We start from the raw sequence: 13431 nt of genomic DNA on the forward strand, positions 1-13431 counted from the left end.
TATCTCGCTGAATTGTCGATGCATATCGTCGATGCGTATCGATGAACAGTGTGACATGGCTCTTAGCGATACGCAAGGGTCCTGTTTGTTGCCGAGGAGCGAGGTCTCGGCGCTTTGGCTGTATCAAAGCGCCGAAACCTCGCTCCTCGCCGGGGTTAGGGGGTGATCACGAGCTTGCCGCGGACCCGGCCGGCCTTCCAGCGGGCAACGGCCGCCGGAGCGTCGGCGAGAGGATAGACGGTATCGACGACGGGCCTGATCTTGCCGGCCTCGATGAACGCCCGCAAATCCCGCAGGTCCTCGGCACGTTCGGCCGACACAAGGCTCCGTAGCTTTTGACGCGTGAAGAGCGACAGGACGAGCGCCCGCAGTGGCCTGCCGAGCCCGCCGAAAATCGGCCCGCCTCCTTCCCCGCCAACGAAGACAAGGGTTCCCTCTGGGGCAAGCACTCGCCGGAGACGGGGCAATGCGCTATTGCCGGCGATATCGAGAATGAGGTCGTAGCGGACGTCGCCCAGGGAGAAGTCCTCACGCCTGTAATCAATGACGTTTTCGGCGCCAAGGGACTTGACGAAATCCGCTTTCCCGGCGCTGCAGACCGCCGTGACTTTCGCCCCGAGGGCAGTGGCGATCTGCATTGCAAAACTACCGACGCCGCCACCGGCACCAATGATGAGGACGGACTGCCCCTCCTGAACATGTCCGGAGTCGCGAAGGGCGTGGAGTGCAGCCGCTCCGGATACGGGCACTGCCGCCGCTTCCTCGAACGTCAGGTTCGCGGGCTTCGTCTCGAGCCTGTCTTCACCGGCTACGGCATACTCTGCGAAGGAGCCCTTCAGCGAAATTCCAAAGACTTCATCACCGGGACGGAAAAGCGTGACCTTCCTGCCGACGGCCGTAACTTCTCCCGCAAGCTCCCGACCCCTGAGTCTCACCTTGGGCCTGCGGAATCCGCCGCCGAAGAGGCGCAAGAGATAGGGCTTCCCGGCCATAAGATGCCACACGCCGGCGTCGACACCCGCCGCCTTCACACGAACGAGAACCTCGTCGTCGCCAACTGCCGGGGTTTCAAGATCTTCGAGGCTGAGGACGTCAGCCTCGCCGTACATATGCTGAGTAATGGCTTTCATGGCATGTCTCCTTCGCTCGACGGGTATTGGAAGACTTCCTCCAACGGAACTCTGAACACTTGGGCAATCTGGAATGCCATCTCAAGCGACGGAGAATAGCGCCCCTGCTCGATGGCGATGATGGTCTGCCGGGTCACGCCGGTGCGCTCCGCTAGTTCGGCCTGGGTCATTTCCCCGTGCGCGAATCGCAGGCGTCGAATCTCGTTTGATATGCGCGTCGGCTTCACCATGCCGGCAGGCCTCGGCGGTAGGCGATGACTTTCGCGACGGAGCCCAGTACAGCCGAGAGGAAGAAGGCGAGGCAGACCGCGTTCGCAATCCAGAAGTATGGGAATTCCGCCATCGACATCACCAGCGCAGCCACACCGCCGATGACGAGAAAGGACTGCCCTATATATTCGCCGAAGCGGTAGATCTCCCGGTCGCGCTGGTCCTTTTTCCCTTCCCCGTCGCGGAGGATGACGGAGAACAGGATGTTCAGCCCGATCGAGGCGACGATCGCCCCGCCAATGGTCCACAGCATGGTGGCGACGTAGGGCACCTCATGAAGCGGCGCACCTGCCGCCCTTCCGAGAATTATGGCGAGGTACGTCACGTATGCAGCGAGCGAGACCACCAGCATGATCCACGCGCTTCTCTCTTCAGAACCCATGCCCGCTCCTCGCTTGGATCTCGTCATGATGTAAAGAATATCTGACATCATGTAAAGAAACAATGACTTCGCGGAGCGGCTTAAGCAAAAAAAGGAAGGCACCGCTGGTGCGGTACCTTCCATGGTCAGCGCCCTAGACCCTCTCGCGAATCCTTTCGGTCTCCGGTTCCTCGACTTTGGTGCTTTCCCTGCGACGGGCAAGGAATGTCCACAGCCTCGGTTCTTCTTCCTGGACTCGAGGTTCCGGTTGATCCGGTGTTTTCTCCGGGCGCGCTTCAGGCTTCCGGGTGGCTTCCCTCTTGGTGCGCCAACCAAAATCCTCATGCGATGCGTAGCACATTACAGACCTCCTTATAGCGGCTGTTCTTTAATCGTCCTCGCATTCCGCTGGCAAGTCGACCCTCAGCGGAACCTTGGGATACTCACATAGGCTGGGGCTCATGGGGGAACGAATTGGATTAGATCGCGGCAGTCTGTGGACAGCACTGATTGCCGGACTTGCCTGGCTTCTCAGCGGCGCCATTAATGCGGCGCTGACTTGGTTCGACGTCGGATTTCCGGCATCCGTAGTGCGGCTCGTCTTTCCGGGGACAGTAGCTTCATCGGCCTGGCATGCTCCTCTGCCCTGGCCGATCGTTATCGCGTGGTGCTCGCGTCCTTCGCGGCAGGCGTGCTGTGGTCGCTGGGGTCCATCCTGGCCGACTGGCCGCCGTCGCGCCTTGCCGCCATCTTGAACGGCGTCGACCAATCCATTCCGTCCTCCGCGTACTGGGGAATCGTTTGGGGACGGGTTCCTGCCATGGCCGGTGTGCTTGCCATGCGACTGAAAACAGGGACCAAGCCCCCTTCGCGGCGCCCGCGAGCCTTTTGGCTTGGCCTGGTCGCCGCCTGCGCAGCCCTGCTGGTGATCTCCGTTCCTCTTACCGATGAAGCAGCCCGGGCGGCCCGGGCTCCCGGGGCGGCCCCGGCGCCGTCGCCGTCGGTACCGCCAGTCGTCTACGGCTCGCCCAACATTTCACCTGGGCAGCAGGAGGCGGGCCCTGGCTGGTGCCGCGGCGAGCAAGTCACCGTCACCGTCGGCGAACCCGACGCCGCGACGGGACACCGCGGCCTTGGGTTAGGCCTGGTCAATAGCGGCGACACTCCCTGCATCCTCGAGTCCTATCCTGACATCGCCTTCAACAACTCCGAAGGTTGGGCCATGGACGTCCTGCTGGTTCACGGGGGCTCCTTCATGACCACGGACCATGGTGCCAAGCGGCTAACGCTCGCGCCCGGGGCATCGGCGCAGGCCTCCCTCGGTTGGAACGCTATGGCAGCGGCCGGCGAGACGCGGGTGGGTACCGTGCTGGTGCCCCCTTACGCAGGAACGCTCGGCACAGCGTGCCAATCGACCTGGACATCGTCCACGGCGGGGCCGTTGCCGTCAGTGCCTGGCGGCACGGATGAATCCCTCCCCGATCCACAAAGTGAAGCTGATACCAGTGGACGAGGAGGTCCTTGACCAACTGGTCGAAGTTGCCACAAAGGACGCCCGGGCCAACGAAGTGACGCCCCCAATGTCGCCCGGCGCCGACTGGACTCCCGTACGGATCGCCTGGCTTAGAGCCTTCCATCGTGAGCGGCGCCAAGGCGTACCTGGCCCCATGGGCGAAGCGACCTGGGCCATTGTGTCCGACGGCTTGGTGGTGGGATCCATGCGACTGAAAGCTACGGGAACCGCCCAGGCAGCCAAGACAGGCATCTGGCTGGCGCAAGGAGAGCGCGGACGCGGAACCGGCATACGGGCCATGGCGGAGGTTCTTGAGGAGGCCGCGTCACTAGGCTTTAGGGCGTTAAGGGCGGAAACGACGGCGGACAACCACGGCGCGCTTGGGCTGCTGAATCACTTGGGCTTCGAGCTGGAACAGGCCGACGACGAAGGGCGGATCAGGGCGACCAGAGCCCTGCCACAAGCCGATGCGACAGGCGCGAGTCCGTCATAGACTCGCCGCCCGCGACTCCCTTACCGTTGTCTCATTGCTGGTCGTAAAGGAGTGCACCATGACCACTCTTCCCATCTCCGACTATGCGATGCTCTCCGACCGGCATTCAGCGGCACTGGTCAGTAACGCCGGGTCAATCGACTGGCTCTGTTTCCCCAGGTTCGACAGTCCCTCAGTCTTCGCCGCGCTGATCGGAGACAAGGCAGGCCACTGGTCCATTACCCCTACCGAATCCTTTGAGGCAACCAGGTCCTATCTCCCTGCCAGCATGGTGTTGGAAACAACGTTCCAGCAGGCAGGGGGAACAGCCAAGCTTGTGGACGCCATGGAGCTGAAGCACACTGCAGATCCCCACAGTCTCGGACTCGGCGCACCCCACACTTTGCTCCGCGGCATCAAATGCAGCATGGGCACTGTTCGCATCCAAGTGCGCTACGAGCCAAGGCCGGAATACGGCCTTGTCGTTCCTGTGCTGAGCGACTCCGAATCCGGCGTTATGGGTGTGGGCGGAGCGGGCAGGCTCGCCCTTTCGACGCCGGCGCCGCTTCAGTCAGACTCGGGGGTGGCCCACGCCGTCTTTGACCTCGCCGAGGGAGACGAGCTCTACTTTGCCCTGCAGTATTCAGCACTAGGTGACGCCATTCCCGACACCTACTCACAATGCCGCATAGCTGAAGGCATCGACGTGACGGTCTCCGCCTGGCAGCAGTGGTCGAAGATTCACCAAAGCTATGACGGGCCCTGGACGGAGGCGATCCATCATTCCGGTCTGGTCCTCCAGGCGCTCAGTTATCAACCGACGGGCGCGATTGTCGCCGCCGCAACCACTTCACTCCCTGAACAAATTGGAGGTGAGCGTAACTGGGACTACCGCTACTCCTGGATCCGGGACGCAAGCTTTACGTTGAAGGCTCTATGGGTGGCCGCCTGCCCGGATGAAGCCCACGAGTTCTTTGAGTTTGTTACAGCAGCCGCCGCCCATGCACAGCCGGAGCGTCCTCTTCAGATCATGTTTGGGATCGGCGGCGAACATGACCTCAGCGAAAGAATCCTCCCGCAGTTATCGGGGTGGCGGAACAGCCGGCCGGTGAGAGTGGGAAATGGTGCATGGGCACAGCCCCAGCTGGATGTTTACGGCGAACTGCTCGATGCTGCGCTGCTCCTTCGAAAGCAACTCGAACACCTGGATGCCGCAACGCGCCGCTTCCTTGGCGGACTCGCGGACGCCGCAGCCCAGCAATGGCGCCAGAAGGACAACGGCATCTGGGAAGTCCGCGGGGAGCCGCAGCATTTTCTCTACTCGAAACTCATGTGCTGGGTCGCCTTGGACCGGGCGGTCGCCCTGGCTGAGCAGCTTCATGCAGGCGAGAAGGTGGAGGAATGGCGCATGGCCGCGGACGAAATCCGCGACGCAATCCTTGACCAAGGGTGGAATGACGAGGTGAAGGCGTTCACTCAGTCCTTCGGTTCATCCGAACTGGACGCCTCCGCGCTCATGCTGCCGATAGCGGGTTTCCTGCCGGCCTCCGACGCCAGGATCAGGTCAACGGTAGCGGCCATCCAGAAACATCTGACTGATGCTCATGGTCTTGTCTACCGGTATCGCACTGAAACAGGGGTGGACGGTGTTGCGGGCGGAGAGGGCAGTTTCCTCTTGTGTACGTTTTGGCTCACACAGGTGCTGGCGATGGACGGCCGGACCACTGAAGCACGCGAAGTCTGCGAACGTGCCCTCTCCTACATCAACGACGTCGGCCTTCTCTCGGAGGAGGTGGACGCCGAAAGCGGTGAGCAGCTGGGCAACTTTCCTCAAGCCTTCAGCCATATCGGACTCATCAACGCTGCCTGGGCGATCCACCGTGCTGAGCGTGAGGGCATCAGGGACTAGCCATCTCGTGGCCACAGCTGCCCGCGCCCGTGGCGGTGCACGCACTTCGGGAGTTCAATGATCCCAACAGCGAATTCGAGCAGAGAAATGAGGCAACGCCATGGAATTGTCCATTGAAAACATTGCCCGCGCCTTTTCGCACCACCGTTTCGACGACGCCATCCCGTACCTCAGCAACGATGTTGCCTGGCAGATCGTGGGCGCGGAAGACCTGATAGGCAAGCAGTCCGTTGTTGATGTGTGCAAGGCCCAGGGAATGGAACTGGAGAAGGTCAGGACGGAGTTTGACCAGTTCAAGGTGGTCGTCGCTGAGGATTGCGTCGTGATCGACTCCGTGGCGCGGTACATTGACCCGAATGGTGAAGTCAGCACGATCGCTTCCTGCGACATTTTCGATTTCATCTCGGCGCAGATATCCCACATCCGCTCCTACAACATCGAACTGACTCCCCAATAACTTACGGGTCGACCCAATAGCTCACGGATCGAAAGTCACGCTGCCGGCGCCGCCGTCGACCGTTATTCGCTGCCCCGTCCGGAGCAGCGACGTCGCATCGGCGACGCCCACCACTGCCGGAATTCCATACTCCCGGGCCACCACGGCACCATGCGAGTTGGCACCGCCCATCTCCATTACCAGCCCACCCGCCGTCAGGAAGAGCGGAGTCCAGCCCGGATCCGTGGACGGCGCCACCAGGATTTCGCCCGGTTCCAGATGCGCGCCCACCGGATCCAGGATGACGCGTGCGACGGCGGACACGGAACCCGCCGATGCGGGCGTCCCGGTTAGTGCCCCGTCTGACGTCAGGCCGCTTGTGCCAGAAGAGAGCGCCTCAGGTTCCGTCCCGTCGGAGAACAGCAGCCGGGGAATATGCCGGCGCTTCAGTTCGAGCTCGTACGCACTGCGCCGTTCCTCCACCAAGGCATGCAGCCCGGTCCCGTCCAGTCCCTGCCGCGCCTCCTCCAGGTCGAGGAAATAGATATCGCTGGCCTCGGCGATCCTTCCCGACGCGGCCAACTCCTCCCCGACGAGGGAAATCTGGCGACGGGCCGCGGCGAGTCCCAACACGATGTTGTACTTCGGCAATTCGCGGAGCCCTGCGAATCGCCGTGTGCGGTCCAGGGCCGCAGAGACAATTGTGCTCCGGACACGGCCCACCCGGCCGCCCCTTTCGCCGGCCAACGCCACAAGCTTTGCGATCTGTGCCTCGGCCTCAGCCTGGGCTTTACGAAACTGCCGGTCTGGAACCAGCGACTCCCCTGCTTCATCGAGCCGCAGGTAGTTCACCAGGATGCCGATGATGTGCGTCGGATCATCACTCCAGCGCGGCATGCCGAGGTCGATCTCGGCGACCGCCCGGTGTCCAAACTCCGTGAGGAAGTGCTCCAGGCCGGATTGCGCTACCTCTGGCAACGAACCCTCCTTGAACTGAGCGGCCAGTTCAGTCGGAGGGAGCGCCGAGGAGAGCTCGACTGACGCCTTGTCCGCGCGGATGTCCGCCGCAAGGTCCCACAACTCCAGGTCCATCTCGGTAGTCACGTTGTTCGGCAGCCCGCGGAGCACCGGCTGCAGCTCACTGAAGGGGGCATCCTGGCCGAGCAGTTTGTGGACCAGCCCCAGGGCACCGAAGCCCAGGATGGCTAGGGGCAGCGTATTGGGGAGGATGGAGAACAATTCCCGGCCAAGGATGCGCTCGGCGTGGTCGAGCCGCTCTCGGGGCGTCGCGCCGTCGGGAACCTCGAGGGAGCGCTCAAGGCGGCTTCCGAACTGCTCAAGCCTTGCGAGGGCCGCCGTCGGGCGGAAGGCGCCGCGCAGCAAGGTCTCGGGTGCCCGGTACCTGACCAGCACGGGGCCCACATGGCGGATCAGGCGCAGGGGCGTCCTGCTTGTGATGGCAAACCGCGGATCATCGAACAGCCGGCGCATGATTGTGGCGGACCTGGCTTCCATGATGTCGAAAACCCGCGGCACGATCGCCCGGCCCGTTGCGCTTCGGAGGACTGCAGTCAGATCGAAGTAAACCCGCTGGCCAGCCTCCGCATAAGGGGGCGGACCCTTCCGCGGATCAGGAACGTCGAACCCGGCGGCCCGTGCCACAGACGAGCCGATAAGGCGGATTCCGGCCAGGCCCATGGGCGTGATAGGTCGAGTCAGGCCCTGGGCAAGGCTGAAGCACAAGTAGACACGGTCGCCCTCAGCCGGGACCGCACGCTGCGGAAGCGGGTAGAGAGTTGTGATGGGGCGGGCCTGGGTCAGCCACGGTTTTCCGTCGTGGTCGATGGCCCACTCGATGTCCTGCGGCGCACCGAAATGAGCTTCTACCAGGCGCCCCAGGTCTGCCAGCGCGGTGACCTGTCCTTCCTCAAGGCAGGGCGTGGCCGATTCGACCCCCGGCTGTCCGCTTTCGATTCGTTCCGTGCCCCCGCCGTGCAGGGGCCTGATCACCAGGCGCTTGTCCCCCAGCTTCCGCGCCAGGATGCTCCCCGCCACGCTGTCAACGACGAAATGATCCGGGTTCACTGCACCGGACACAACTGCCTCCCCCAGCCCGGGACTGGCATCGATTACTGCTTGGTGACGGCTTCCGGTGACAGGATTGGCGGTGAACAGCACTCCTGCCGCCTTAGCATCCACCATCTCCTGGACGACGACGGCGAGCGCCACCGTAGCGTGGTTGATCCCGTTGCTGGTCCGGTAGTTCACTGCCCGATCGGTCCAGAGGGAAGCCCAGCATTTCAGAACGGCCAAGCGGAGCGGCTCAAGGCCGATGACGTTCAGGTACGTGTCCTGCTGCCCGGCGAAACTTGCGGAGGGCAGGTCTTCCGCCGTTGCGGAGGAGCGCACTGCGACGGCGGCACCCCCGTTCGGTGCCGCCTTGCCCGACAGCTTCAAATAGGCATGCCTGAGCGCGTCTTCGACCGCTGGCGGAAGGCCGGCGTCGAACACCAAACTCCGCGCCCGACCCGCCAGCTCGGCGATAGCGGCGAGGTCGGCTGGATCCGTATCGGCGAGCGCCTCAATCACGGGGCTAAGCTGTTCGGGGCGGATCGCGGACCGGTAGGCCTCGGTTGTCAGGCAGAAGCCTTCCGGCACCGGAAAGCCCCCGGAGAGCAGCTCACCGAGGTTGGCCGCCTTCCCGCCGACCTGCTGAAGCATTCCCGAGCCGATTCCGTGCAGCGGCAGGACCAGGGCTGGTCCCCTGCCATCGGCGGACTGGCTCTGTTCCACGGGGTGGGGACGAACTACGCTGCGCCGAGAAGCGGGCCGAAGTTGGCGCGGTCCGCGAGCCGCGGATCTTCACGGTCGGGTACCACCATGACGGGGCCCTTGGCGTGGTGAAGGACACCGTCGGAGGTCGAACCAAGAAGCATCCCGGTGAAGCCGCCGCGGCCGCGCGTACCCAGCACCACGAGTTCGGCTCCCCGGCTGGCTTCCACCAGTACGTCCACGGGCGAACCATCCACCAGCTGGCTCTCGACCCTGAGGCCTGGGAAATGGCTCTTGACCCAGGCAACGCCAGCGTTAAGCTGCACCTGGATATCCCTGAAGAGCGCCTCCCGATCCAGCGGCGCCGGAACCCAGGCCAGCGATCCGCTGTATTGCGGAACGGCGCAGACGATTCGCAGCGGCGCACCCATGCGTAGGGCTTGTTCCGCGGCCTCCAGAACGGCGACCCGGGCTTGTTCGGAGCCGTCGACGCCGACCACCACGACGTTCTCGATCGGCCGCCGGCCGGACTTGGCCTGTTCGGCCTTGACGTGCTTGTCCTCGGTTGTTTCCCCAAGCCGGTCAGCACAGATCAGCGGGATCGTCACCGTTGGGCACTTGGCATGCGCGGGAAGGGCGCTGCTCACTGAGCCAAGCAGGCGACCGACGAAACCTCCGCGGCCGCGGGTCCCGAAAACCAGCAGCTCGGCCATTTCGGACATTTCCAGGAGCACGCCTGAGGCATCTCCATTCTCCACGGAGGCGTCGACGTCGACGTCGTAGCCCGAAACCTTGTCCAAAGCCTGCCTGACAATGGCTTCCGCACCCTCGCGGATCACCGAATCGTCCACGGTGGCGTAACCGCCGTCGAGGCCTGAGGCCGCAAAGATGGGAACTGAGTATGCCGTCACAATGTGAAGGGGACGACGACGCCGTTCGGCTTCCCGCGCGGCCCACACCAATGCGCACTGGCCGTGGTCGGACCCGTCGACGCCGACGACGATTCCCTCTAGCGCCACCGCCTGGTTCTCGTCCATGCCCTCGGGCTCGGGGTGCCTGTCGTGCCGGTCCATGGGACCCGCCTCCTCACGCTGCTGCAATAGTTGCGGCTATTCTGCCAGAGGCCCGACCAGTTGCCCTGTTGCGCAGCGTATTTTCGAATGATTGGCCTCCAAGGCCTACTATTCTCCGTTCACATGTTCGAATCAAGCGGCCTGATCGGGCACTCTAACGCCGACGCGGCAGCGCTGACTTTCGCCAAATCGGTGGCGATATTGGACGGTCAACGATCCTTTCCAGCCAAAAATGTTAGCGTGCAACCTGAATTCGGCAAAGGCTATCCAGAGCGCCGAAATTTCTGTAATGTTCGAGGCACCGATTCTCCTGAATTGTGTTGGACAACACATTTTTTGGGAATTGGGGTTACCGGCCACGTCTTGGGGGACAGGCCGGACGCGCTCAAGCAAGGACGCTTCCGGCACAAGCCCTCAAGGAGGAATCACGTAGTGTCACTCACGCCTGTTTCCGCCACGGAACGAACTACTGCCGTGGTCATTGGTACTGGATTGTCCGGTCTCGCCGTAGCCAGCGAACTTCGCCGGCACGGGATTGCCGCCATCATAGTGAGCGGGCTGGACGTCGCCGGCTCAGGTGTCAACAGTGGCGCCGCACTCTCCACGAACACCGCGGCCCTCCCTCGCTGTGATTCCGCGGACGCAGCCTCGCTCCAGGAACGGAACGAGATCCTGCGGCATCTGCGCAACTACGCCTCAAGCCACCAACTCGATGTGCGCAACACAACCCGCGCCATACAGCTGAACGCCGTGGACCACGGCCTCGCCGATGACCTCGGCGGCACTTCCAGGCGGCAATGGGCAGTCCACACTGCCGACGGCGTACTGCTCGCCGACCACATTGTGGTGACACGCTGCGGTCAGAGCCAGCTCCGCCGGATGGTGGCCGAGCTCGGCATCACGGTAGGCCACAACCTCGCTGCGGCCATGCGCTCAATCGGGATCTACCTGGTGGGAGTAGGGGACCTCATCACTCCGACTCCCAAGGAAGTGCTGCGGCAGGCGAAAGTCGTGGGGCAGGCCATTTCGGCCAGGGTAAACCCCGGAAGTGTGCAGGCTGCCCTCACAGGCAGCTTCGCAGCCATCCCGGCGCCCGCCTAGGACTCGCTGCCCGCCGCTTGCCAGGTGCCCGCCGCTTGCCAGGTGCCCGCCGAGGAGTGAGATCTCGCGGTTTTGCGTCGTCGAAAGCGCCGAGACCTCACTCCTCGACGACGTCGTCGCCCTTTTCGTCCGCCCCCGCAGCCAGCCGTCGTCGCGCAGTCACGCCAAGGAAGGTCAGCAGGCCGAGGGCGACCAGCGCGAAGACCACGATGCTCCACGGGAACGGTTCGGAGGCATCGGAAGCCGTTTGGCCAGTGGTTCCGGCAGTGGGGCCGGCGGGGGTGCCTGCACCAGGTTGGGCTGTCCCCAAAGTGGCGACGGCGGTGGGTGCGCCTGTAGCGCCAGCCGTTCCCGGCGTCGTTACCGCCCCCGACGTCGTTGCGCCGGAACCGGCGGCGAAGCTGAACGTTCCTTCAATCGGGTGCGAATCCGAACTGACCACGCGCCAGGCCACGGTGAACTGCCCGGCAGGCGCCCCCTCCTTGAGTTTCTGCGATGCCACGTTATCCACGATTTCAACGGGTCCCTCGGCCCAATTCGTCCCGCTGGAATCGTTGATGATGAATTGCGAGCCCAGGGCCAACGGATTGTTGCTAAAGGTCACGGATACCTTGTCCGGTACGGACGAAACGGTGGAGCCGTTGGCGGGGGCGGTGGACGCGGCAGCATCATGCGCCGACGCCGGGACAGCAGCCAGCAGCGCAACTGCACAAGCGAGGGCAGCTGCAAGGGCCGTTGCCATGGCGGCAATGAGGGCAATAATCGGCTGGCGGGATTGGCGCATGGCTATGGGAGCTCCCTTGTGTTGGCTTCCTTACAGACTAGGCGAAAATCAGCTGGCGCCTGCCGCCGTCAACATAGGATTTGAGAGCTAACTACCCCCACCCCGGAGACATCATGCTCAAACAGGGCTCTGCAATCGACCGGTACTTCAAGATTTCCGAACGCGGCTCAAACTTCTCACGTGAGGTCCGCGGCGGCTTCGCCACCTTCTTCGCAATGAGCTACATCGTGGTCCTGAATCCCCTCATCCTGTCGGGAGCTGATTCCAACGGGAACACGCTCGGTTTTGCCGCCGTGGCCGCAGTCACCGCCCTGGTGGCTGGAGTCCTGACCATCCTCATGGGCGCCTATGCCAAACATCCCTTTGCCATTGCGACCGGCCTCGGCGTCAACGCCTTCGTTGCCGTCACAGTTGCCGCCAACCCGGGACTCACGTGGCCGGACATGATGGGCCTGGTGCTGATCTCCGGGGTGACCATGCTGATCCTGGTGCTCACCGGCTTCCGTACCGCTGTGTTCAAAGCCGTCCCTGGTGGCCTGAAGACAGCCATCGTGGTGGGCATCGGCCTGTTCATCGCGCTTATCGGGCTGGTGAACGCCGGCTTTGTCCGCCGCATTCCCGACGCCGCAGGCACCACTGTTCCCGTGAGCCTGGGCGTGGACGGCAAGCTGCTTGGCTGGCCCACCCTCGTCTTCGTCTTCGGCCTCATCCTCACTATCGCCCTGGTGGTCCGCAAGGTCCGCGGAGCCATCCTGATCGGGATCATCGCCTCAACGGCGCTGGCCGCCCTCCTGGAATTCACCCTGCACATCGGGCCGTCCTTCGACGGCACCAACTACAACCCGCAGGGCTGGTCGCTCGTGGCGCCGAGGCTGAGCGAATGGGGAGCACCCGACCTGTCGCTGATCGGCAAAGCGAACCCGTTCGGCGCCTTTGAGCACCTGGGCTTTGTGGCCGCCGCACTGCTGGCCTTCGTGATCCTCCTGAGCATCTTCTTCGACGCCATGGGCACCATGGTGGGCCTGGCCAACGAGGCCGGCACCGTGGACAAAAAGGGCAACATCCCCAATGTGGACAGGGTCCTCCAGGTCGACGCCCTCGGCGCGATAGTAGGCGGGGGCTCCTCGGTGTCCTCCAACCAGATTTTCGTGGAGTCCGGCGCGGGCATCGGCGAAGGCGCCCGCACAGGGCTGGCATCGATCGTGACCGGGCTGCTCTTCCTCGTGGCCATGTTCTTCACGCCGCTGATCAACCTGGTGCCTTTCGAGGCCGTCGCTCCGGCCCTGGTGGTTGTGGGTTTCATGATGGTGTCCCAAGTAGGCAAGATCGACTGGCACGACTGGGGCATCGGTATCCCGGCCTTCCTGACCGTCACGCTCATGCCATTCACCTACTCGATTGCCAACGGCCTCGGCGCAGGGTTCATCGCCTACGCCCTGATCCGTACCTTCCAGGGCCGGGCCCGGGAAGTCCACCCGCTGATGTGGGCCGTGGCCGCGGCCTTCCTGCTATTCTTCGGAATCGGCCCGGTGGAAGAGCTCCTTGGCATCCACTAACCCCAACTAACTGGCAGTTGTGGTCGTTAAAACCCGGTGGAGTCATATGGTCGT

General features: G+C 63.4%; 12 protein-coding genes. 6 read left to right on the forward strand and 6 right to left on the reverse strand.

The window, feature by feature from the left end; translation table 11 throughout:
- Window positions 1-155: 155 nt before the first annotated feature.
- Genes J7E82_RS15420 through J7E82_RS15430 form a run of 3 tightly spaced genes read right to left on the reverse strand, consistent with a single transcriptional unit; the run spans window position 156 to window position 1782 of the window.
- On the reverse strand, window positions 156-1130 hold the full coding sequence (locus tag J7E82_RS15420) for an NAD(P)-dependent alcohol dehydrogenase (protein WP_214864147.1): 975 nt from the start codon (window positions 1128-1130) through the stop codon (window positions 156-158).
- A complete protein-coding gene (locus J7E82_RS15425; RefSeq protein ID WP_214864148.1) occupies window positions 1127-1360 on the reverse strand; it encodes a helix-turn-helix transcriptional regulator in 234 nt (77 codons plus the stop codon). Before J7E82_RS15425 ends, J7E82_RS15420 begins: the two co-directional genes overlap by 4 nt.
- Window positions 1354-1782: a hypothetical protein gene (locus J7E82_RS15430; RefSeq protein ID WP_214864150.1), complete on the reverse strand. Its 429-nt coding sequence runs from the start codon at window positions 1780-1782 to the stop codon at window positions 1354-1356. Before J7E82_RS15430 ends, J7E82_RS15425 begins: the two co-directional genes overlap by 7 nt.
- 643 nt (window positions 1783-2425) lie before the next feature.
- Between J7E82_RS15430 and J7E82_RS15435 the strand changes: the two genes are divergently transcribed.
- The 4 genes from J7E82_RS15435 to J7E82_RS15450 all read left to right on the forward strand — a co-directional run bounded on the left by J7E82_RS15435 (window position 2426) and on the right by J7E82_RS15450 (window position 6112).
- Complete coding sequence (locus J7E82_RS15435; protein ID WP_214864152.1) at window positions 2426-3286, forward strand: DUF4232 domain-containing protein; 861 nt, start codon at window positions 2426-2428, stop codon at window positions 3284-3286.
- On the forward strand, window positions 3267-3767 hold the full coding sequence (locus J7E82_RS15440) for a GNAT family N-acetyltransferase (RefSeq protein ID WP_214864154.1): 501 nt from the start codon (window positions 3267-3269) through the stop codon (window positions 3765-3767). The genes J7E82_RS15435 and J7E82_RS15440 overlap by 20 nt, the downstream gene beginning before the upstream one ends.
- Before the next feature lie 58 nt (window positions 3768-3825).
- The gene (locus J7E82_RS15445; protein ID WP_214864156.1) at window positions 3826-5655 is read left to right on the forward strand and encodes a glycoside hydrolase family 15 protein; all 1830 of its coding nucleotides are present in this window, start codon (window positions 3826-3828) and stop codon (window positions 5653-5655) included.
- Between the two features lie 100 nt (window positions 5656-5755).
- Window positions 5756-6112, forward strand: a complete 357-nt coding sequence (locus tag J7E82_RS15450; RefSeq protein ID WP_214864158.1) for a nuclear transport factor 2 family protein — start codon at window positions 5756-5758, stop codon at window positions 6110-6112.
- 21 nt (window positions 6113-6133) lie between these two features.
- On the opposite strand, the gene J7E82_RS15455 is transcribed toward J7E82_RS15450, so the two are convergent.
- Window positions 6134-8884, reverse strand: a complete 2751-nt coding sequence (locus J7E82_RS15455) for a PEP/pyruvate-binding domain-containing protein (protein ID WP_374223622.1) — start codon at window positions 8882-8884, stop codon at window positions 6134-6136.
- Between the two features lie 14 nt (window positions 8885-8898).
- A complete protein-coding gene (locus J7E82_RS15460) occupies window positions 8899-9936 on the reverse strand; it encodes a universal stress protein (RefSeq protein WP_214864160.1) in 1038 nt (345 codons plus the stop codon).
- 432 nt (window positions 9937-10368) lie between these two features.
- Between J7E82_RS15460 and J7E82_RS15465 the strand changes: the two genes are divergently transcribed.
- Window positions 10369-11037, forward strand: coding sequence for an FAD-binding protein (locus tag J7E82_RS15465; protein ID WP_214864162.1), 669 nt, complete (start codon window positions 10369-10371; stop codon window positions 11035-11037).
- A gap of 97 nt (window positions 11038-11134) precedes the next feature.
- On the opposite strand, the gene J7E82_RS15470 is transcribed toward J7E82_RS15465, so the two are convergent.
- Window positions 11135-11821, reverse strand: a complete 687-nt coding sequence (locus J7E82_RS15470) for a copper resistance CopC family protein (protein ID WP_214864164.1) — start codon at window positions 11819-11821, stop codon at window positions 11135-11137.
- Between the two features lie 113 nt (window positions 11822-11934).
- Here J7E82_RS15470 and J7E82_RS15475 point away from each other — a divergent pair, with 113 nt between their 5' ends.
- Window positions 11935-13377 (forward strand): NCS2 family permease, encoded by a 1443-nt coding sequence (locus tag J7E82_RS15475; protein WP_214864166.1) that lies wholly within the window; start codon window positions 11935-11937, stop codon window positions 13375-13377.
- Window positions 13378-13431: the final 54 nt, after the last annotated feature.

It is taken from the genome of Arthrobacter sp. ISL-30 (assembly GCF_018613855.1).
In the GTDB taxonomy this organism is placed as follows: domain Bacteria; phylum Actinomycetota; class Actinomycetes; order Actinomycetales; family Micrococcaceae; genus Arthrobacter.

Coding starts and splice junctions, on each gene's coding strand:
- J7E82_RS15420 (WP_214864147.1), bottom strand. CDS start 1,130: ATGAAAGCCATTACTCAGCATATGTACGGCGAGGCTGACGTCCTCAGC.
- J7E82_RS15425 (WP_214864148.1), bottom strand. CDS start 1,360: ATGGTGAAGCCGACGCGCATATCAAACGAGATTCGACGCCTGCGATTC.
- J7E82_RS15430 (WP_214864150.1), bottom strand. CDS start 1,782: ATGGGTTCTGAAGAGAGAAGCGCGTGGATCATGCTGGTGGTCTCGCTC.
- J7E82_RS15445 (WP_214864156.1), top strand. CDS start 3,826: ATGACCACTCTTCCCATCTCCGACTATGCGATGCTCTCCGACCGGCAT.
- J7E82_RS15450 (WP_214864158.1), top strand. CDS start 5,756: ATGGAATTGTCCATTGAAAACATTGCCCGCGCCTTTTCGCACCACCGT.
- J7E82_RS15460 (WP_214864160.1), bottom strand. CDS start 9,936: ATGGACCGGCACGACAGGCACCCCGAGCCCGAGGGCATGGACGAGAAC.
- J7E82_RS15470 (WP_214864164.1), bottom strand. CDS start 11,821: ATGCGCCAATCCCGCCAGCCGATTATTGCCCTCATTGCCGCCATGGCA.
- J7E82_RS15475 (WP_214864166.1), top strand. CDS start 11,935: ATGCTCAAACAGGGCTCTGCAATCGACCGGTACTTCAAGATTTCCGAA.